The following is a 20,150-nucleotide window of genomic DNA, read 5'->3' on the forward strand; positions in this document are numbered from 1 at the left end:
CAGGATGCGAAGGTGGCGGAATTGGTAGACGCGCTAGCTTCAGGTGTTAGTGTCTTAACGGACGTGAGGGTTCAAGTCCCTCTCTTCGCACCAACGTTGTCCTCCCTCTCTTTTTCTTCTGCTCCCTTTTTACTGTTACTATCCGGTTAATCTCACGCTAATCGCGGCCAGCACGCTTGCCAGCGCCAGACAGGAAGGCAGTAACACATAATGCCGCATCCGCTGATTAAACAGCATCAGCACTGTCAGCAGTAACGCCACCAACATCATCATACGCCACTGCCCGAAGCTGGGTTGCCACAGCGTCATAGCTGGTATTACCGCACAGGCCAGTACGCCCGCCCATGCACTGTCCAGTTTTATCCCGCGCATCATCGTCTCCTCATCTGTCATCGCTGTCAGGACAGTACCTGATCACATGGATGATAACCATTCCCATTATCATATGATAACTATTCTCAATGCGCAGCTTGTTTTTTGTGGCCCGGCGGGAAGATGACAGAGAAACAAGAAAATGCTAAATTGCGGCTGATTACACAATTTATAACAGCAATATTAAATCTGTCGATCGGCTGAAATCATTTGCCGGCTTTTGCTTTGTTATTTCAGGGCCGTCACGAGTATCAATAATGAAAATAGAATCTTATGATGAATTGAAACACAGCAAATACCGCCTTTCTTTCATGCTCTTTTTGTTTTTAAACGCTGCAGTTTCACTATTTTGTCTGCTCCCTTTAGCAGAAAACAATGAAACACAAGTTACTTTACCGGTGATTATGGTGGCTTTCTTCAGTATGACGATGCTGGCCACGTGTTTAATAAAGGCAAAACTAAAATTACCCCTGTTAAATCCTGTGGCGTTGATTTTAGGCGGGTTATGGGCGTGGCATATTCAGCACCGCTACCAATTTGTTTCTTTGACGGATGGTGGATTTCTGATTGTCAGTCTGCTGTGCGTTTTTTTTATCAGTGCGATTGCCTTAAGCGATTATTTAGTGGCGTTTTGTTTGCACATCACGCCCGCAATGCTCACCGTGCTGATGCTGGATCACGGACAGCATTTGCCCTTGATTTTATTGACCATTGCCCTGCCGCTGATCGGGTTTTCTTTACAACATTTAATGCGCCGACGTTCGGAAGATTTTACACTGCGCTTAATGTATCAATTATATGAAGAGAAAGAATCGTTTAGCGATCTCAGTATGCTCGATCCGTTAACCGGTTTATATAACCGCCGCGGACTGAAGAACCGCCTTGATAACATTCTGGATAATCATGCGGGTAGCCATTATGTGTTATTGCTTGATATCGACCATTTTAAGGCCTACAACGATAATTACGGCCACGCGATGGGCGATCAGGCGCTGGCCCGCGTTTCTGTCGCTATTCGTGACGCCGTTCGGTCACGTGATGTGGTAACCCGTTATGGCGGCGAAGAATTTCTTGTGCTGATGACCAATGTGAATGCCTCGATTGCCATGAAACTGGCTGAACGTATTCGGCAATATGTCGTCAACCTGGAAATACCGCATATGTTTAATGAGCGCGTTTCTACGCATGTGACTATCAGCGCAGGCATTGCCCCTATTTACGATGATGAATTTGATCAGGCGGTTGCGAACGCCGACCGTGCGCTTTACGTGGCAAAAAATCAGGGGCGCAATACCATCCTCGCCTGGGAAGATCTCCCCGTACTTCACAATACCGTCAGCGAGATCGGCTAACCGCCGAGCCGGGTCGCAGGACCACCAGCCGTCGGCACGTACATCACCGGGGGCTGTCTGTCCCCGGCCTGACGGCCATAGCTCTCTGTTAACGTACCGTTATGCATTCTGTTACCTATTCTTTCGCTCTGCCGTTTACACCACCGCGGGCTTATGGCAATTTCTACGCCTTCGATTAGTCGGGAGTAAAAAATGAGCCTGGAGTCTGTACGCCAGTTTTTTGCCGAGCGTGCGCCGGAAATAGACATCATTGAGATGCCATACAGTACGGCAACGGTAGAAATGGCGGCACGTGTTCACGGTGTTGAACCGGGACAAATTGCGAAAACGCTGTCACTCAAAGTGAAAAATGAGGTGATCCTGGTGGTCACACGCGGTGATGCACGGTTAGATAATCGTAAGCTGAAAGCGGTGATGGGTGCGAAAGCGCGCATGCTGAGTGTGGACGAAGTGATTAGCTGGACCGGGCATCCTGTGGGCGGCGTCTGCCCTTTTGGCCTGGAAAACCCGGTGACCGTGTATTGCGATATCTCGTTAAAAAGCTTTGATGAAGTGTTGCCTGCCGCAGGATCGATTCACAGCGCTGTCCGGATTTCGCCGCAGCAAATGGCTGAACTCACTGCGGCAAAATGGGTAGATGTCTGTGAAACGCGCTAGTGCGTCTGCTTTGCCACCGTTCCCGAAATTGTCATGCCGCGCGTTTCCCGGCCAAAGGCGACAAACAGGCAAATCAATACTGCCACCGTCCCGGCTACAATGGCCATACCGAGACCGTAATTGCCGCCATGCGCTTCAGCAATGCGCGACTGCAGCGTCGCGTTGACGGACGCAATGAGATTCCCCAACTGATAAACAAAGCCGGGCAACACTGCTCTTGCGTTTCCCGGAACCAGTTCGTTCAGGTAAGTCGGGATCACGCCCCAGGCGCCCTGCACCATAAACTGCATCAGGAAGGCACCAAGACCAATCGTCCAGGAACCGCTGGAAAAGGCCCACAACGGCAACACAGGCAGCGTCAGCAGCGCCGCGATAATAATGGCTCGCTTGCGCCCAATGCGTTCTGACAGCGTACCGAAGAAAATGCCCCCCAGCATCGCAGCAATATTGTAGGCGATAGCAATAATACTGACCGTGTGCGCATCAAACTGATGCTGCACTTTGAGGAAAGTCGGATACAGATCCTGCGTGCCGTGGCTGAAAAAGTTAAAACAGGCCATCAGCAGCACCATGTAAATACATATTTTCCAGTGCTGGCGCAGGACGGGCATCAGGGCACTGCTTTCTTTACGTTCACGCGCGGCCAGCCAGACCGGGGATTCCGGGACTTTAAAGTAGATGAACGGCAACAACAGAATCGGGACAGCGCCGATAAGAAACATGCCGCGCCAGCCTACCATGTCGAAAACCAGACCGAACACAATGGACGCCAGCAAATAGCCACAGGGATAACCCGCCTGGAACAGGCCCGACATCAGACCGCGTGAACGATCGGGTATTGTCTCCATCGCCAGCGAGGATGCCACGCCCCAGATTCCGCCCATGGCAATACCGTAGAAAACACGAAAGGCCAGAAATGCGGTGAAGGTGGGTGACCAGGCGGACAACAGCTCAAACGCCGAGAAAAAGACGATATTCAGCATCAGGATGGGCTTGCGGCCATATTTTTCCGCCATCCGGCCAAACAGTAAGGCACCCAGCGGGCGCACCGCCAGCGTCAGCATGATAGCGACCGACACGTCGGTGACGGAATTATGGAAGTACTGAGCAAGATTACTCAGGACAAACACCAGAATAAAAAAGTCGAAAGCGTCCAGCGTCCAACTGGCAAAACAGGCGAAAGCCACATTGCGCTGGGTCGATGTCCAGTCAAGCATACAAGTCTCCTCTCTGAGACACTCTGGCGCTCCGCCCAAAAATTTTCTGGTGGCTAACGAAGAGTGATGTGATTGTTAATCAAATGTATACATCATGTTTAGGAGGAGAGCGTATTGCGTAATTGTGAGGCAGTGGATCAGGCTGTAAGAAAGCGTGTCTGACTTCCTGCCAGCAGGTCAGGCGACGAATCGCCTGTACGTTATTCAGGAAGGTGTTGAAATGCCGACTCAATGATGGACAGCAAAAGAGCGTTATCCACACTGTGCAGCACATGTACCAGCGCACCGCTGTCCGGTGGGATACCGATATCCAGCCGCAGGGGTTGACGATAACGCCAGCTTTTCCCGCGTGTGGCTCCCGCACGAAGCTCAATATCGACCCGGTAATCCGTGCCCCAGGCGACACGCTGATTAAGCAACCAGGCGACAACCAGCGCATCATGAATCCAGCAACCTGGCAGATGCCGGGTCTGCATTGAATAATCTATCCAGGGCTGCAACGTCTCCCGCACGAAACGGGTCAGCGGATGAGCGTGCCGGGTAAGACGTTTGAGATCGGCCTGGGTCAGCATGGTTTGTGTTGTCACATCCATCGGCACCAGGGTAATGGCGGCACCGCTGTGCAACACCTGATGAGCCGCCTCGGGATCCACACCGAAATTCGTGTCTTTGATGTAATCTTCCAGCGCAAAGACACCCCCCATAATCACAATCTCGGCTACCGATTCGGCCATTGCGGGAAAACGCTGCATGGCCAGCGCCACATTGGTCAACGGGCCAATCGCAATCAGGGTGATCTCGCCGGGATTATCACAGATGAGCTGCCCCATCGCCACAGCAGCATCGTTTCCGTCAGCCGGTAATGCCGCAGGCTGAGGAACGCCCTGCCATAACGCCATCAGGTCGAGTTGTTCGACCCGCTTATCCAGTAGCGCGCGCCAGGGCGCAGGGTCTTCGCACAACGCCCGCGTAGCCCCCTGTACGACAGGAACCGCACAGCCCAGCCGCGCCATTAAGTCTTTAGCGACTCGTGCACCGACATCACTCGGGGTATTCCCGGCGACCGTCGTAATTAACTCCAGCGAGAGCCCTGGTGAGGCTAACGCCAGGGAAAGGGCCAGGCCATCATCAGTATTGGCCCCGGCAATCCCGTTCCCCGGATCACAGTCAATAATCAGTCTTTTCATTAGGTCGCTTTATTTGTTTTGTTCTGATGGCCGACAGCCACAAGATTCACCAATCTCAAGTTGGTGTGGAAATGCTTCAATCCGTGCCTCGCCATTCCACGCTTTCAGCATATGAATCGCACAGCGTGCCATCTCTTTAACCGGCTGGCGCACGGTGGTTAATGCCGGAACATGGTAGGCGGATTGATCGGTTCCGTTAAAACAGACCAGGGCCACATCGTCCGGCACACGAAGGCCATGCTGGCTGAAGGCGCGAATACAGCCAATCGCCTGACCTTCGTTGCTGGCAAACAGGGCGCGCGGCACCCGTTTACTGGCAATCATACGTAAAGCAGCCTGATAGCCGCCCTCACGTGTATAGGTTGCGGGGAAAATGTTGGCATCATCGGCTGGTAAACCATACGCCCGCAGCGCATCGCGCCAGCCCTGAATACGATCCTGCGCATTCAGCATGTCCCGGGGACCGCTGATCATCCCGACCTGCTGATAGCCATGGCTGAGTAAATGCGACGTCACCTGAAACGCCGCGTCACGCTCATCTACCCGCAGCATGCTGACACCGGGTTGTGGGTTGACCCGATCCAGCATGACCAGCGGTGTCCCGCTGGCTTTGATGATATCGATGAAAGGATGGCGATCGACACTGGTGTAAAACAGACCGTCGACCTGACGGTTCAGCAGCCCCTGAATCAGCTCCAGTTCACGCTTGCGATCGTCGCCGGCATCACCCAGCAGCATCACATGGCCGTGGTTGAGCGACTCCTGAAGCAGCATATGCGCCATGGAGGCGACGAAGGGGTTACTGATATTGGGCACCACCAGACCAAACGTTTTGGTATTCCCTGACGCCAGGGCACGCGCGGCGGCATTCGGGCGATAGCCGGTCTGCTCTATTGCCGCCAGTACCCGTTGCCGGGTCGCGTCCGCGACCGGACGCGGGCCATTATTGATGACATAACTCACCACAGCGACGGAGGTCCCGGCAGCTTTAGCAACGTCACTCCGCGTCACGGCGGTTTTCACCTGTTTCGCCACTTCCCCTTCCTCACTTAACGTGCACTGCCTTTAGCATAGCCTGTTTCAGATAGCGTCCTCTGGCAGGTTAAGGTCGCGCCCACGTGTTTCCGGTGCCACAAACGTAGTCAGGAAACCAATCGTGGCCATCACGGAAAAATAGACGGCGATCGACCACCAGTGTCCGGTATAAGAGAGCATGGCCGCCGCTACTAACGGGGCAGTGCCGCCTGAAATAATAGAACCCAGCTCTTTCGCGACCGCCATCTTGGTATAACGGTGATTCACGCCAAACATCTCCACGCCCCAGGCCGCCTGTACGCCAAAGATGCCCAGAGAAGCCAGCGCCATGCCGACCACAATCACCGGAATCACGATGGCCGGTTCACGCGTATCCAGCAGGGTAAAAGCAGGCCAGGCATAGATCATCAGCAGCAGGCAGAACATGCGATAGACCACACGGCGACCAAAACGGTCAGACAGCCAGCCTGCAAACGGAATAATCAGGAACCCCAGCAATGAGGCGATAAACACCGCCGTGGTGGGCACGGATTTATCTACCATCAGCACCTTGGCGACATAGCCCACAATAAAGCCCTGGGCCAGATAAGAGGGGCCGTTTTCACCGATGCGCAGCCCGACCATTGTCCAGAAGGCACGTGTGCGCTGAAAGAAGGGGCGTGTATCCGCTTCAGAACGATGCGCGGCAATCACCTGGGCGCGCGTTTCGGCAAGCTCTGCTTTCTTACGCTCGAATACCGGTGTTTCACGCAGATTACGACGGATCCACAAGGCCACCAGAGCGATCACCGCACTGCTCAGGAACGGAATGCGCCATCCCCACTCCAGCAGACTCTGCTTGTCCATTTGCACCACCAGCAGCCAGACCAGCGAGGCCAGCAACGTGCCGCTGTTAGAGCCGAGTGCAATGACCGATGACACCAGGCCACGGCGCCTGACCGGTGCATATTCACCCAGCATAACGGTTCCGCCTGAGAGTTCGGCGCCCGCCCCAAAGCCCTGACTGAAGCGTAACAGCACCAGGCAGGCCGGCGCCCAGATGCCAATCGAAGCATAGCTGGGAATCAGCCCAATCAACGTGGTGGAGGCGCCCATCAGGATAATGGTGGTGACCATGACGACCTTGCGGCCTTTACGATCGCCCAGCCAGCCGAAAAACAGGGCACCGATCGGACGGGCAATAAACCCAACGGACCAGGTGGCAAAACTGGCAAGCAGTGCCATCGCGGGCGTTTGTTCGGGGAAAAAGACATCACCAAAAATGATGCCCGCAGCCAGGCCATAGAGCGCAAAATCTGCATACTCCATTGCCGTGCCTAACCAACAGGAAACCGTAGCGCGCCAAAAATCTTTGCGGCCGGCTGAGGTGTTAAACCGCTCATCTGCGGCGGAGGTAGAAGGCAGTGATGCCTGTGTCGTAACGGAGTGCTGTGCCGTCATAAACGCTGTCCCTTGAAAATATGCAGATAGATAAATGCCATTCCGAGAGACAATTCCCTGACTGTAAGCAGAAGAATCGCTCTGGTGGCGACATTCAGTTGGCTAACCATGATGAAAGGAAAGTTAAAAGATTCCCTGGTGTTGGAATCCGCAGTATCGCGAGCTTCGCCGCTGTATTTTTCAGCGGTCGTATAAGTCTGGCGAATGTAACTTGTTCCTCGATCGGCCTACCGTGCATCGGGCACCGAGAGCAATCACTGGAAGCCAGTTTATCTACGCGCGTAGATAAATCAATAGCACTTGAGTAAATTTGTTAGATTTTCTTTAGTATCAAGCTGCATCAGATGCTATTTTTAACGCAAAATCAGTTGGTTAATTGTAACCTGACGCGCAAAAAAACAGCATAACGCTAGACCCGGTTCACTTTTCTTTTATCATTAAGCCAAACTGGCCGTCAGAACCTTTCATCAGATGCTGTTGTCGCATACTGGTGTGACTGCAAAATGACAACGCACCACGTTTGTATCGCGTACAGTCGCGCAGAGCCCTGTCCGCACCTGACCTGGAGGACGCTGTTTACACGTTATGACCATTATCCTGATGCGACACGGCAAACCCGCCCACCCTTTTGCCCGCCGTTTGAGTGCGCAGGGCATGGCGGACTGGTGCGAAGCCTATGATCTTTCGCTGGTCAGCGATGGGCCGCCTGAGCGCAGCATCAATATCGCGCGCAACGCCGCGGTTGTCGTCTGCAGTCCGTTACCCCGCGCCCACTCCTCGCTGGCGCACCTGGGGCTGCGCCCGCATCATGTCGATGCGCTGTTCAGTGAAGTCGGCATTCCGCTGCTGCGGGCCGATCGCCTTCAGTTACCCACCTTTGTCTGGCAGGCCATTCTGCGTGCGATGTGGTTGTGTGGTTACGCGGGCGAGACCGAATCACTGCAACATGCGCGCGCACGGGCGTCGCGCGCCGCTGACAGGCTGATCGCCTTATCGGAGAAAGGCACGGTTTTATTGCTGGGTCACGGCATTATGAACAAAATGATTGCCCGCGAACTGCGTAAGCGTGGCTGGCAGGCCGAAAAGCATGCCAGCAGCCGTCACTGGAGTTCCGCGATTTACCATCGCCCGTTTATTTAATCGATTTGGAAGTAGCTCAGCGTTTCATAACCCGCGCCCACTTCTGCGGTCATCACCACGGTCTGGCGCATCAAATCAATCACGCTTAACGTCTTATTGTCATCATGCGTGATCAGCAGCTTTTTTTTGTCCGGGCTGAAACAGCCATCGAGCGGTTGTCCAGCCAGCGTGATTCGCCCCAGCGGATTAAGCAACTCGTCAAACAGCGTCACAGTCGGCTCCTGATCACCCATCGCCATAAGGTTGTCTCCGTCCGGACTAAAGCGCACTTTCTGGCAGGGATGCTGATGATCGGGCAAAGCCAGCCGCTGGCGGATACGATGACTCTGGCGATCCACCACATACAGCAAGGGCGCATCGGCGGCGCTGGCGATCAGGTAGGGATGTTTGGGTGAGGCTGTCAGACCCGAAACGGGGCCCGGCATAAGCACCGTATCAATGACGCGCCCTTCCGCCTCACAGAGATCCACCACGGTGATAGTGGCGTCCTGCTCGTTGTCGGTAAATAATTTGCGGCCGCTCGGAGAGAGCGTCAGGCGATGGGTATTATCCAGCGGAATAGGAATGGTCTTTTCAACACGATGCGTTTGGGGATCGATCACCACGACGGCCGTTGGATTCTCGCAACACAAATAGACTTTGCCATCCCGCCCTAACTGACCGCTGTGGGGCGCTTTAGACGGCGACAGATCAATGTAGTCGGTAATTTCCCGCCGTCGAAGATCAATTACGGCGACTTTGTGCCCGGGATGCGGGAGTTCACTTCGCATCGCATCGCCGTACAAGGGCAAAAAAGCTTTTCCCCAGGGCGCAAGCATCAGCAGTTCATGCAGCCGCGTCGGAATCACGTCCACGGCCTGGCTGACGGCAAACGTGTCGGGATCGAGAAACAGCGCACGGCGGGTTTGTCTGTCGATCGCCAGTAATCCTCGAGAGTCAAACGACATGGCATCTCCTTTATCATCGGTAAGCTTAAAGCGTAGACAAGGGTTATCGGGCTGCGTACACCTGAGAATTGATAAAATATGCTAAATAATTTTTTTTATCCCGATTTAGCCTGTATCCCTTTGACAGCTTCACAGTGTATCGGTTTTTTTTGAAGTTAAATGTTCAGCATGACGACAGACTCAGTTTGTCATAAACAAATAAACCATTAGCGTGAATAAATATTTATTTTTGTTTCCGGCTGAGCGTTATTTCCGTTTTATCCTAAAGTGTTTATCAGGCATAGCGAATGACTACATTGTGTTCTATTAAATAACCTGGCGTGGTTGATTTCGCCTGTTCAAAACGTCGTTGCCACGTGCCATCGTCACATCACCCGGCAAGACGAATAAGCATTGCAGTACAGCGATGTCTGCTTTTATAGCGGTTCAGATACAGGCTGGCAGTTAAGCACGTTATTTTGACGACCGGCATAAAACACAATAACCAAAATAACAGGTGAAATATGACTTCGCATCGCCGTTCTTTGCTTCCGCTCTGGCGCCATTGGGAAAAACTCGCCTTCACCAGCCGTATGCTGCTGACGATGAAACAGCACCGTGCCCTCAGTGCGCCAGAATATGATCCTGGCCTTGAACACGATGTGGAACTGACCGCGGTGCCTAAGTCACTGCCTGCCATTGCCAGAACGGCCTGGCTCTATTGGCCTGGCGAACGGTTACCTGCCTCTGTCGCCTTAACAATTCGCAAACTTCGTCGCGATAATCCGGATCATGATGTTCATCTGGTGACTCCGCAAACGCTGAGTCATTGGCTGCCTGAGTTGCAGTTTATCTCTTCAGATCTGACGCAGGCGCTAAAAAACGACATCATCCGGCTGGAACTGCTGCTCCGTTATGGCGGCATCAGCATTGATTGTCATACCTTACTGTTTGAAGATCTGACGTGGATACATCAGGCCCACAGCCTCAGCCCCAGGGATTTGATCGGCTATTACCGCCAGGAATCCACCTGTCATTCACTCAGGCCGGTGATTGATACCAGCGTTCTCGCCGCGCCCGTCCAAAACCCGTTTATCCGGGAATGGCTCAAACAACTGGCACCGGTAAAATATGTCGGTATGCATAACTATCTACTGGAGTTAAAGAAACGCAGTGACTTCCCTGCGCTGAGACAAAACCTCAGCCATCCTGACAGTGAGCTGCCGTCGCTGGCCCACCAGCTGGCGATGGACGAATATCGTCGGGTCAATTTCCTTTTGCGTAAAGCCGAAGCGAGCGCCGGGTATTATCACAGGGTTGATGCCGGTAACAGCACGGCGTTTGTCCGCTGTGTTTTATTCCAGCAACGTCCTCTGACGCCTCCTCCGGTGATCAAACTGAGTGCCCGCGAACGCACACATCTTGATTTCAACCTTAAGCTGCGCTTTTACAATCGCTCCAGCCTGATAGGTGAAGTCATGCATCAAACTCTGTCGTCGCCCGCCAGACTGCTGGCCCCCCAGGAGCAACGCGCGTAATCCGTCACGGGTTCTTCAGCATTCGCTATGGCGTGTTTTTATCTGTTGGCAATGTGAATCTGCCGCCAAAATGGCGGCAGACAGGTTGCAGCCCGATGACAGCCAAGCTAGATTGAGCCGCAATTTAATGAAAATGTCCCCCTTAGAAGAGACAGGTTCACATAATAAGAGGATGTGACGTTGCCCGAATTCGTGTCAGTGCTCCTTTTTCTGACCGCGATTGCTGTTTATTCCTGTAAAGCAGGCCGAAACAGAATCTGGTTTTGCCTCGTCCTGGTGTTGCTCATGCTGTTTGTCGTGCTGAATGCCACGCTGTTTGCCAGCAATTATTTTACGGGCGAGGGCATTACCGATGCCGTGGTGTATACACTGACAAACAGCCTGACCGGTGCGGGCCTGAGCAAATATGTTGTGCCCGATCTTGGCCTGCTCATCGTGCTGTTTTTACTCTTTTGCGCCTTATCATGGCTGCTCCGACGCAGTAAGCGCCCTTTTCACCCTGGCTGGAGCCTGGTCGCATTTATCTGCGCCGCCGGTGCGGTGCAGACCACGCCGGCTTTTCATCAGGTCAGCACACTGATCACCTCTTACTCACTGCGGGACGACTCTGACTTCGACACCGTTTATAAGGTGCCGAAGAACCGCATTGAGCGGCCTGCGCTTAATGTCGTGTATATCTACGCTGAAAGCCTGGAGCGCACCTATTTCGACCAGATGGCCTTTCCGGGTCTGGCCCCCGAATTGAATCGCGAGAAAGAGCAAAGCCTGGACTTCAGTCAGACCGAACAACTGCCCGGCACGGATTACACCATTGCCGGTATGGTCGCATCGCAATGCGGCATTCCCCTTTTTGCCCCTTTCGACGGCAATGCCTCCGCTTCCCTTTCCAGCTTTTATCCACAAAATATCTGCCTGGGCGATATCCTGAAGAACTCGGGCTATGAGAACTGGTTTATTCAGGGGGCCGATTTACGCTTTGCAGGCAAAGATGTCTTTTTGCATTCCCACGGTTTCGATGCCGCACATATGTACGGTGCACAGGAGCTAAAAGACCAGGTGCGCGATCCCACGTACCGCAATAACTGGGGATATTATGACGACACGGTGCTGGATAAGGTTTACGACACTTATGCCTCGCTGTCACGCCAGCAAAAACGGTTTGCGCTGTTTGCGCTCACCGTCGACACGCACCATCCCGACGGTTTTATTTCTCGCGGTTGCCAGCGCAAAAGCTATAGCTATGCGGGTAAACCCAACCAGTCGTTCAGCGCGGTATCCTGCTCACAGGAACATATCGCCCGACTGATCGCCCGTATCAAAGCGTCCCCGTGGTTCGCTGACACGGTGATTGTGGTTGCCTCCGATCATCTGGCGATGAACAATACTGCGCACCCTTTTCTGATAACGCATCCCCGCCACGATTTGTTTATGGTGATTCGCGGCGATCGGCCTGAGACCGACGTGATTGATATGAAACGCAGTACGCTGGATAACGGCGCCACGTTGCTGGATATCCTGGGCGGGGATAATGCGATTGGCCTGGGCCGCAGCAGTCTGTCAGCGGTGTCGTTATCCAGTCAGTTTGAGGACATGAAAACCAAAGTCTTAAGCTGGAAGCCCGATATTATTCAGCTCTGGAATTTTCCCAGCAAAATCGACAGTTTTATTATCAATCAGGCCAAAAATACTTTCAGCTTTTCCGGAACCAGCTTTAAATTGCCGATTCTGTTGCGCGTAACAGATAAACATATAGAGCCGCTGCCGGAAGGGGAATATTCCGCGCCGTTGCGTTTCCAGCTGGCCGATTTCAAAGCAGATGAGAAGTTTATCTGGGTCGATCGCTGTTTCAAAATGGGCCGCATCTGGCAACCTTCTCTGGCACTGTCCGGTGACTGGTGCGTTGCGATGGGGCAACCTGCGGGTCAGCCCACCGTCACACGCGTTGATACGCCTCAGTGGAAAGGTCAAGCCCGGTTCCCGGCAGACACCCTCAGCAATGCCCGCTACCAACTTGCTGTGGCACAGCTGCGCATCGAAGATAATGCGATTCGTTATGACGCTGAAAGCTTTCTGTTTGCGATCCCCGGCGCGCCAGCCAGTGTGAAGCAGTTTAGCGGCATTTCGCGCCAGGAAAGTTGGGGACGCTGGTCGAATGCCAGTCTTGCCCCCGACGTGACGATTGAGTTTGTCGATCCGTTGCCCGCGCACTTTGATCTGGTGATCACCGCTCGTGCCTACGGTCCGAACATCCACCGGCCAATACCGGTCAGGGTGGGCGATACTGAGCAGTTGCTGACGCTGGGGGAGATTCCCTCTACCCATACGCTACGTTTTGACAATCCTGAAGGAAGCCACCGGTTAACGCTCTCGCCGCCCGAGCCGCAACTCAGTAACCTCAACAACATCGCCGGACAAGATCCGCGCAAACTCGGTATTGGTCTGGTCGAGCTCAAGGTCGTTCCCCTTCCCTGAGTGGTCACGCCACTGACGTTGGCTGCCGACATTGAAATGGCGATGTTGGCAGCAGCAAAACGCTCATCTTTTTGCGAAGCGCCACGCAAAAAAATGATTATTACCTGTTTAACTAATTGATATTTTTGGATTTAATCCGCAAGATGTTGCCTCTGTACTGTGACTGTTTCGGCTTGCCTGTCATGATGCCATCACGGTTTGATGAAACGGGAAGAGGCATGAATGGCGACCGCAATGATGAATACACATAAAGCGTTTAAACGTCTGCAACGGGCAGGCATCAATGACCGTCAGGCCGAAGTGATGGTCGATATTTTTGCGCAGATACAGCAGGACAACGCACTCTCGCGCGCTGATGTCATGCAGGCTTTTACGCGTCATAACCAGCATATTCTCAGGCTGAGTAAGCAGTCTGAGAATATGGAGACCGATCTCAGCGTGTTGAGAACGGACTTCGATAGCCTGAAGAGTGATGTCAGCATACTGAGAACGGACTTCGATAGCCTGAAGAGTGATGTCAGCGTGCTGAGAACGGACGTTGACAGCCTGAAGAGTGATGTCAGCGTGCTGAGAACAGACGTTAATAGCCTGAAAACCGATGTGAACAGGCTGACTATGGATGTCAGTACGCTGAGAACCGATGTGGATGAAATCAGGACGGATGTCGGCGGGTTAAAAAACGATATGTGCTGGGTTAAACGTCTGCTTATGGTCATGACCACCACTCTGCTTATGGCGGCCATGAAATACATGCTTGTCTGAACGACCAGGCAGGGGCAGATCTCAGCCCCGAAGCGTTTCCAGCTTTTCTCGTTGCTGGCCTTCACGGGTGAAGTTGGTCTCTGCCAGCCAGCGTTCAAAACCCGCTTTCACCTGCGGCCATTCGCTGTCAATGATCGAAAACCAACTGGTATCGCGCGTGCGACCTTTATAGATGCGGGCCTGGCGAAAATCCCCTTCAAACTGGAACCCCAGACGTAACGCGGCCCGGCGAGAAGGCAGATTGCAGCTGTCGCATTTCCATTCATAACGTCGGTAGCCAAGCTGTTCAAAGGCGTAACGCATTAGCAGAAAATGTGCCTCTGTTGCCATTCTTGTCTGCCGAAGTAAGCGGGAGAAGGTGACGAATCCCACCTCCATCACACCATTCGCCGCGTCAATACGCATCAGCGACAGCGTCCCCACAGCCCTGTCGGTTTTTCGATCAACCACACTGAAATGCAGTGGATCCCGACTCGCCTCCATGGTTCTGGCATGAGCTAACCATGCGGCCTCATCATCAAAAGGGCCATCTGAAAGGTAAGTCCAGTCACGACCATCTTCCGCCAGTGACCAGGCCTGCCAGAGTGCCGCCCCATGCGCAGCGACGCTAAAAGGTTCAAGCCGACAGACCTGTCCCTGAAAAATCTCGCGTTGTGGTAAAGGGCGTGACTGCCAGTCGGGCATTGATTGCCCTACCGGTTGACCATACTGATTGAGGTGCTGTGCCATCGTGCCTCCTGCGTTTCGGTTAATCAAAACACGTTGCCACGTTACGCAGAGGGTGAGAAGTCTTACTCTGATAAAACGAAAAAAAACGGCCCCGTGACGAGGCCGTTATTTCACATTCTCCGGTTGCGTCGTGCCAACGTCCGGCGACGGGCTTATCCGCGGAAGAAGATATCGCCTGATTTACCCATGACGATCTTACCGGTGTCATCGGTGATCAGGATATAATTGGCATTGATATAAGCCCAGTGCGTACCGGGCTGAGGCGCAGGCAGGTTACGTTTCTGCCACTCCGTGATGGTATAGGTCTTGCTGCGGTATTTATCTGGCACGGTATCACCGATTTTATGCTCTTTGTAATCAATGATGATGGTGCTGAGATCGTAGTTCGGCTTACCGGGATTACCCTCCGCATGCGATGGCGTGGTTGGCGTAATACCGTCGTTAGAGTCAGAACTCGCAGGTGCCTGGGACTGAACGGGTGCCGTTTCGGGTTGAGCCGCATTACTGCCTGGCTGTACATTCGTCTCGCCAGACGGCGCAACAGGCTGAACCTGTGGCGGCGGTGGCACGTAGTCGGTGGTTTCGCCTGCGGCCTGAACAGCAGGGATAAGGCTCAGCGAGCCGAACAGTAAACCCGCTGAAATTAAAGCAATTTGAGTCCTGCGCATAATAATTTCCACATTGAATTGATTTTAATAACAGTAGACCACTCTGAAGACAATCTGAACAGGATTACGGTTCCATCACTCATAAAGGTAAGTGTAAGGATTCGCAACGTATTCCGGCTCCTGCTTACACCTTACCTGTCTTTTTCTGCCAGGTTAAGCAGCAATGTGATACCCAGGTAGTTACTCCAGTTAAACGCGTTTTGCAGCACCACAATCGCATTGCCAGCCTCTCTGTCAAAACCGATAAATGCCGAATAACCACCAATATAGCCTACCTGGTAAGTGATGTTTCGCCCTTCCAGCCGATCCGTTACCCAGGCGATATTCTGCGTCTGGTTGCCCTGTTGGTACACGCGTTTATTCACTCCGGCAAACGCGCGATTGATTTCAGGATACGGACCGGGCGTCAAATGCGCCCGCAGATAGACGCTGAGATCGCGTGCATTGCTGTACAGGCTGCCTGCAGCCATCATGTTACGTCTGAAGCGCCAGTCCGGTGTGATATCGCCGCGCGGAATAAACTTTGGCTGATCGCCAGCATGGCCCAGCGCCCGCGTGGGGAAACCGCTGAGGCGCTCAGGCACAAAACTCGTTTGCGTCATTCCCAGCGGACGAAAGATTTGCTGACGGGCCAGGCTGTCAATATCACAGTGGCATCGGGTGCGTAAGATGTAGCCCAACAGCGCATAACCCAGATTTGAATACTGCGGAATACGGTGACGGGGTGCCCTAAAGTCGGCCAGATAGCTGAGCACACGGTCATCGTCGAGATTGCCGTAAAAATTCTGCCCGGTGCGAAGATAAGTCATGAACTGCATAAACATGGCCAGGTCCATATCCTGACGCGGCAATCCTGACGTGTGCGTCACCAGTTGTAACAGCGTGATACGGCGAGCATCCGGGCTCAATGCCACCGTTGCGGGTAGCAGGGTTGCCAGCGTATCTTCCCAGCGCAGTTGTCCCTCATCGACTTGTTGCGTAATCACCTCTGCGGTTACGCCTTTACTCAAGGAGCCCAGCGCAAACAAGGTATCAGGCGTAATCGGATAACGATGGACATCGTCCGTCACGCCGGCGCTGTAGAACAACGTGGGCGCGTTTTTGTGGATAATGGCAATGCTGATGCCGGAGACCTGTTTGCGCTGCATGTAATGGCGCACCAGGTCATCCAGATTATCGTGGAAGGCGCTGTGAGTCAGATAAAACCTGTCGCCCGTAGGGGCGGACGTTTGCGACAGTGTGCCGCAGGCGGTTAACCCTATCGCACCGAGTATTACTATGCCGCACCGGGTCAGCAAGCCGGATAACGTCCGGATGAGCGTCTTTTTTCTGGTCACGTCCTCGCGCCCGTCTTATTGTCGTATCAGGGCGCTGACGAAAAGCTTCATCGCGATCCTGCAAGATGATACCGCTGTGCTTATATCGGCACAGTCAGCTAAATCTTTATTCGGTTGCCCGGCGGCGTTCCGCCTGTCGTTCCCTCTGGCATCAGGCCTTGCGGGGCCGGGAGAGTAACATAGCGACAGAGAGAATGCCTCTGTCGTGTGCCTTATTGGGTTGTGCATCTGATGGCACTGCCATCGCATCCATAAGCGTGTACACTGCGCGCTTTTATATGCAGTCAATTTTCTGCTGAACCAGAAACGCCCGGAGAGAACCATGAAAGAAGGTCCATTAAGCGAGAAAGAACTGCAATGGCTTGATGATATGCTGGAAAAATACGGTAGCGAAGCATCTATTCTTGATGTGTCCGAACTGGATGGCCTGCTCACCGCCGTACTGTCAGGCCCGACAACGGTTGAACCCAGCCGCTGGCTGGTTGCGCTCTGGGGCGGCGAAAAGCATATCCCTAAATGGAGCAATGAGCGCGAAATGACGCGCTTTATGGAGCTCTGCTTTCAGCATATGAATGATATCGCTGACCGCCTGTCCGAGTTTCCGGAGCAATTTGAGCCGTTGTTTGGCGTGCGTGAAATGGAAGGTCTGGAATTCACCGTGGTGGAAGAGTGGTGCTATGGCTATATGCGCGGCGTAGCGCTGACGGACTGGTCTGCGCTGCCTGCCGAACTGCACGAATCACTGGACGTCATCGCGCTGCATGGCAAGGAAGAAAACCTCGAAAAAGTCGATGCGTTAACGCCGGAAGAGATGGAAAGCAGCATGGATGCCATACGTCCTGCCGCTCTTGCGCTGCACGATTACTGGATTGCGCAGCCTGAGGCGATTCCTCAGGTTCAACAGCCTGTCACGGCAGCAAAGCAGCCTGGTCGCAACGATCCCTGCCCGTGTGGCAGCGGTAAAAAATACAAGCAGTGCTGTCTGCACTAAGCCACTCGGGGCCGGTAACCGGCCCCATTCACTGTTACAGGTACATGACATTAACGCGGCGCGGGAACGGGCTGCGCAGGTGACAGACCTTCGCGGTTCTTAATCCTGTCGATAGCCACCACGTTGTGCTTCATCGCGTCATTCAGCACCTGCACTGCCGAAGACGCATCGCGGTTTTTAATCGCCATAAACACCTTAATATGCGCTTCCACGCTCTCAAGGGTGATACCCAGCGAGCGATTCAGCTCTTCCAGGTAATAGTAGTAAATGTCCTTAATTGACTTCATCACGTTGTAAAACACGCTGTTATGGGAAGCCCGGATAATCGCCAGATGAAATTCATAATCGGCCTCCGAGTATTTCTTGTAATCCCCTTTGTTGATGAGCATGTTATTCAGGGCCTGCTCAAGCAGGGTAATGTCGTCTTCCGTCGCGTGTTCAACTGCCAGCTCGACACATTTAAACTCGACGGTCTGACGAAACACCATCATGTCATTAAACGCTTCCCGACTCAGGTGCATCAGCGGTCTGGCACTGCTGTTCAGCATCTGCGGCGTGAAATCTTCGCACACATAGCTGCCGCTGCCCTGACGGGTGATGATAATGCCAAGATCACGCAACCGCTGCACCGCACTGCGCACACTCACCCGGCTGACATTGAAAGAGTGTGTCAGCTCCGCTTCAGAAGGCAAGCGAGCGCCCGCGGGCCAGCTACCGTCCAGTAGCCGGGCCTTGATTTGCTCGAACACTTCGTTAACAACGTTCTGTTTCTGAATGGATTTTATGCTCACAACACCTTCTCATATGATGTCCTACATGATGCCATTCTATCTCATCCTTTCAGACAAAGTCCTGTGTTGACACCGTAAAGCACGTCGTTCGAAAACAGGCCATTATTCGCCGCGACGCGGGCTGAGCGCGGACACCCTGTGCTGACTGATGGCAGACTGTGCCTCCACCGCATCGGCTTCTGCGGTCAGATCGCGATCGGCCACCTCAGGCATGATCAGTGACGCCAGCAGACCGATGCAGGAATAACAGATTAACATCACCGCAATCGGGTGCCAGGAGCCGGTAAGTTGACAAAATATCCCCGCCAGCAGAGGACCTAATCCGGTGGCAAACAACCCGCCAATTTCTTTTGAAATCGCCATTTGTGCGAAGCGGTTTTGCGAACCAAACATCTCTGCCATGGTGATCCCTTCAATAGCGGCCTGGCCCAGCACCGCGATGTTATGAATCACGATCAGGCACACCATAATGGTGCTGACAGCCTGGGACTTGTCGACGATCAGTGAAATCATCGGGTAGGCCAGGAGGATCGAGCCGACGGTCAGTATGCGATAGGGAATGCGCCGCCCGACCCTGTCTGAGAGCCAGCCGAGCAGGGGAATCGTCAGAAAACCAATCACGGAACTGACCATGATGGCATCGGTGGGAATCGCTTTATTAAATAACAGCGTTTGCACCATATAGCCTGCCAGGAAGGTCTGAATAATCCCCGAATTTCCGGCCTGGCCAAACCGCAGGCCGGTTGCTATCCAGAACGCTTTCCCCTGAATTAACTGAAAAATGGACTGACTTTTCTTCGACCGGAGCGTAACGGTTGCGGATGCTGCCACATTTTCAAACACCGGGCTTTCTTTCAAATTAAAGCGCAGCCAGAGCGCAAACCCCATCACGACAAAACTGGCCAGAAAAGGAACACGCCATGCCCACGCGACGACCTCTTCATTAGTGAAAAACAAGAACATGACGGCCCAGATAGCGGTGGCGCTCAAGGTGCCGCAGTTAGTGCCCATGGCAACCAGGGAAGCGATAAGGCCTTTTTTCCCTTTGGGCGCATATTCCGCCAGCATCGTACTGGCCCCGGCAATTTCTGCCCCTGCCCCTAATCCCTGTATTACGCGCAACGCGACCAGCAATAAAGGCGCCAGAATACCGACCTGCTGATAGGTCGGTAACACACCAATTAATGTGGTGCATATGCCCATTAATGCGATGGTCATAAACAGCACTTTTTTTCGGCCCACGCGGTCGCCCATTTTGCCAAAAAAGACGGCGCCCACAATACGCGCGATATAACCTGCGCCGTAGGTGCCCATAGCCAGAATTAACGCCATTGCGCCTGATTGCCCGGGAAAAAAGACTTCATGAAAAACCAGAGCCGCACCGAGGGAATATAACTGGAAATCCATAAACTCCAGCGTGGTACCCAACCATCCTGAAACAGAGGCCCTGACAAGATCAGACGTATTACGTTCTTTTGTACGCGTATGTGAATGACTCATGTTTTACCCCGAGGCCAACCCGGCGTTGACAGGTGA

At 53.3% G+C, this 20,150-nt stretch carries 18 protein-coding genes and 1 tRNA gene; 8 read left to right on the forward strand and 11 right to left on the reverse strand.

The window, feature by feature from the left end:
- The first annotated feature begins 6 nt into the window (after nt 1-6).
- A tRNA-Leu gene (locus C1N59_RS17145) sits at nt 7-93 on the forward strand.
- A 45-nt stretch (nt 94-138) separates the two neighbouring features.
- Here C1N59_RS17145 and C1N59_RS17150 read toward each other — a convergent pair.
- Nucleotides 139-372: a DUF1435 family protein gene (locus C1N59_RS17150; protein WP_006121831.1), complete on the reverse strand. Its 234-nt coding sequence runs from the start codon at nt 370-372 to the stop codon at nt 139-141.
- A 257-nt stretch (nt 373-629) separates the two neighbouring features.
- Here C1N59_RS17150 and C1N59_RS17155 point away from each other — a divergent pair, with 257 nt between their 5' ends.
- Nucleotides 630-1,724: a GGDEF domain-containing protein gene (locus tag C1N59_RS17155; protein ID WP_039338799.1), complete on the forward strand. Its 1,095-nt coding sequence runs from the start codon at nt 630-632 to the stop codon at nt 1,722-1,724.
- A 192-nt stretch (nt 1,725-1,916) separates the two neighbouring features.
- Nucleotides 1,917-2,381 (forward strand): YbaK/EbsC family protein, encoded by a 465-nt coding sequence (locus C1N59_RS17160; RefSeq protein WP_006121828.1) that lies wholly within the window; start codon nt 1,917-1,919, stop codon nt 2,379-2,381.
- Here C1N59_RS17160 and C1N59_RS17165 read toward each other — a convergent pair.
- From C1N59_RS17165 to C1N59_RS17180, 4 genes are all read right to left on the reverse strand, one after another.
- Nucleotides 2,378-3,598, reverse strand: coding sequence for an MFS transporter (locus tag C1N59_RS17165; RefSeq protein WP_033740181.1), 1,221 nt, complete (start codon nt 3,596-3,598; stop codon nt 2,378-2,380). The genes C1N59_RS17160 and C1N59_RS17165 overlap by 4 nt on opposite strands.
- A 200-nt stretch (nt 3,599-3,798) precedes the next feature.
- Nucleotides 3,799-4,785 (reverse strand): nucleoside hydrolase, encoded by a 987-nt coding sequence (locus tag C1N59_RS17170; RefSeq protein WP_394549935.1) that lies wholly within the window; start codon nt 4,783-4,785, stop codon nt 3,799-3,801.
- Nucleotides 4,786-4,794: 9 nt separating this feature from the next.
- Entirely contained in the window at nt 4,795-5,820 is a 1,026-nt protein-coding gene (locus tag C1N59_RS17175; protein ID WP_394549936.1) for a LacI family DNA-binding transcriptional regulator, read from the reverse strand.
- Between the two features lie 45 nt (nt 5,821-5,865).
- A complete protein-coding gene (locus C1N59_RS17180; protein ID WP_006121824.1) occupies nt 5,866-7,260 on the reverse strand; it encodes an MFS transporter in 1,395 nt (464 codons plus the stop codon).
- Nucleotides 7,261-7,845: 585 nt separating this feature from the next.
- On the opposite strand from C1N59_RS17180, the gene C1N59_RS17185 reads away from it, so the two are divergent.
- The gene (locus tag C1N59_RS17185) at nt 7,846-8,400 is read left to right on the forward strand and encodes a histidine phosphatase family protein (RefSeq protein ID WP_039338802.1); all 555 of its coding nucleotides are present in this window, start codon (nt 7,846-7,848) and stop codon (nt 8,398-8,400) included.
- Here the strand turns inward: C1N59_RS17185 and C1N59_RS17190 are convergent.
- Nucleotides 8,397-9,347, reverse strand: coding sequence for a YncE family protein (locus C1N59_RS17190; protein ID WP_394549937.1), 951 nt, complete (start codon nt 9,345-9,347; stop codon nt 8,397-8,399). The two genes, C1N59_RS17185 and C1N59_RS17190, sit on opposite strands and share 4 nt — an antisense overlap.
- Before the next feature lie 503 nt (nt 9,348-9,850).
- Between C1N59_RS17190 and C1N59_RS17195 the strand changes: the two genes are divergently transcribed.
- From C1N59_RS17195 to C1N59_RS17205, 3 genes are all read left to right on the forward strand, one after another.
- Nucleotides 9,851-10,864 (forward strand): capsular polysaccharide synthesis protein, encoded by a 1,014-nt coding sequence (locus C1N59_RS17195; RefSeq protein ID WP_394549938.1) that lies wholly within the window; start codon nt 9,851-9,853, stop codon nt 10,862-10,864.
- A gap of 180 nt (nt 10,865-11,044) precedes the next feature.
- Complete coding sequence (gene opgB / locus C1N59_RS17200) at nt 11,045-13,336, forward strand: phosphatidylglycerol--membrane-oligosaccharide glycerophosphotransferase (protein ID WP_394549939.1); 2,292 nt, start codon at nt 11,045-11,047, stop codon at nt 13,334-13,336.
- A 234-nt stretch (nt 13,337-13,570) separates the two neighbouring features.
- On the forward strand, nt 13,571-14,098 hold the full coding sequence (locus C1N59_RS17205; protein ID WP_253275869.1) for a coiled-coil domain-containing protein: 528 nt from the start codon (nt 13,571-13,573) through the stop codon (nt 14,096-14,098).
- A 21-nt stretch (nt 14,099-14,119) separates the two neighbouring features.
- Here the strand turns inward: C1N59_RS17205 and C1N59_RS17210 are convergent, their stop codons facing one another.
- The 3 genes from C1N59_RS17210 to C1N59_RS17220 form a co-directional block, all read right to left on the reverse strand.
- The gene (locus tag C1N59_RS17210; protein ID WP_039338805.1) at nt 14,120-14,827 is read right to left on the reverse strand and encodes a GNAT family N-acetyltransferase; all 708 of its coding nucleotides are present in this window, start codon (nt 14,825-14,827) and stop codon (nt 14,120-14,122) included.
- Nucleotides 14,828-14,979: 152 nt separating this feature from the next.
- Nucleotides 14,980-15,495 carry an RcnB family protein gene (locus C1N59_RS17215; protein WP_394549940.1) on the reverse strand — a complete coding sequence of 172 codons (516 nt, stop codon included), beginning with the start codon at nt 15,493-15,495 and terminating at the stop codon, nt 14,980-14,982.
- A gap of 131 nt (nt 15,496-15,626) precedes the next feature.
- Nucleotides 15,627-16,811, reverse strand: coding sequence for a serine hydrolase domain-containing protein (locus C1N59_RS17220; protein ID WP_394550890.1), 1,185 nt, complete (start codon nt 16,809-16,811; stop codon nt 15,627-15,629).
- Nucleotides 16,812-17,154: 343 nt separating this feature from the next.
- Here C1N59_RS17220 and C1N59_RS17225 point away from each other — a divergent pair, with 343 nt between their 5' ends.
- Entirely contained in the window at nt 17,155-17,823 is a 669-nt protein-coding gene (locus C1N59_RS17225; RefSeq protein ID WP_039338808.1) for a YecA/YgfB family protein, read from the forward strand.
- A gap of 50 nt (nt 17,824-17,873) precedes the next feature.
- On the opposite strand, the gene C1N59_RS17230 is transcribed toward C1N59_RS17225, so the two are convergent.
- The gene (locus C1N59_RS17230) at nt 17,874-18,614 is read right to left on the reverse strand and encodes a FadR/GntR family transcriptional regulator (protein ID WP_394549941.1); all 741 of its coding nucleotides are present in this window, start codon (nt 18,612-18,614) and stop codon (nt 17,874-17,876) included.
- Between the two features lie 102 nt (nt 18,615-18,716).
- Nucleotides 18,717-20,114, reverse strand: coding sequence for an MFS transporter (locus C1N59_RS17235; RefSeq protein ID WP_394549942.1), 1,398 nt, complete (start codon nt 20,112-20,114; stop codon nt 18,717-18,719).
- Between the last annotated feature and the right edge of the window lie 36 nt (nt 20,115-20,150).

It is taken from the genome of Pantoea sp. SGAir0183 (assembly GCF_043545505.1).

What these genes read in the sequence shown, in the direction of transcription:
- C1N59_RS17205 (WP_253275869.1), top strand. Translation starts at nt 13,571, where the DNA reads ATGATGAATACACATAAAGCGTTTAAACGTCTGCAACGGGCAGGCATC.
- C1N59_RS17170 (WP_394549935.1), bottom strand. Translation starts at nt 4,785, where the DNA reads ATGAAAAGACTGATTATTGACTGTGATCCGGGGAACGGGATTGCCGGG.
- C1N59_RS17150 (WP_006121831.1), bottom strand. Translation starts at nt 372, where the DNA reads ATGCGCGGGATAAAACTGGACAGTGCATGGGCGGGCGTACTGGCCTGT.
- C1N59_RS17210 (WP_039338805.1), bottom strand. Translation starts at nt 14,827, where the DNA reads ATGGCACAGCACCTCAATCAGTATGGTCAACCGGTAGGGCAATCAATG.
- C1N59_RS17215 (WP_394549940.1), bottom strand. Translation starts at nt 15,495, where the DNA reads ATGCGCAGGACTCAAATTGCTTTAATTTCAGCGGGTTTACTGTTCGGC.
- C1N59_RS17195 (WP_394549938.1), top strand. Translation starts at nt 9,851, where the DNA reads ATGACTTCGCATCGCCGTTCTTTGCTTCCGCTCTGGCGCCATTGGGAA.
- C1N59_RS17180 (WP_006121824.1), bottom strand. Translation starts at nt 7,260, where the DNA reads ATGACGGCACAGCACTCCGTTACGACACAGGCATCACTGCCTTCTACC.
- C1N59_RS17165 (WP_033740181.1), bottom strand. Translation starts at nt 3,598, where the DNA reads ATGCTTGACTGGACATCGACCCAGCGCAATGTGGCTTTCGCCTGTTTT.
- C1N59_RS17225 (WP_039338808.1), top strand. Translation starts at nt 17,155, where the DNA reads ATGAAAGAAGGTCCATTAAGCGAGAAAGAACTGCAATGGCTTGATGAT.
- C1N59_RS17235 (WP_394549942.1), bottom strand. Translation starts at nt 20,114, where the DNA reads ATGAGTCATTCACATACGCGTACAAAAGAACGTAATACGTCTGATCTT.
- C1N59_RS17160 (WP_006121828.1), top strand. Translation starts at nt 1,917, where the DNA reads ATGAGCCTGGAGTCTGTACGCCAGTTTTTTGCCGAGCGTGCGCCGGAA.
- C1N59_RS17190 (WP_394549937.1), bottom strand. Translation starts at nt 9,347, where the DNA reads ATGTCGTTTGACTCTCGAGGATTACTGGCGATCGACAGACAAACCCGC.
- C1N59_RS17155 (WP_039338799.1), top strand. Translation starts at nt 630, where the DNA reads ATGAAAATAGAATCTTATGATGAATTGAAACACAGCAAATACCGCCTT.
- C1N59_RS17185 (WP_039338802.1), top strand. Translation starts at nt 7,846, where the DNA reads ATGACCATTATCCTGATGCGACACGGCAAACCCGCCCACCCTTTTGCC.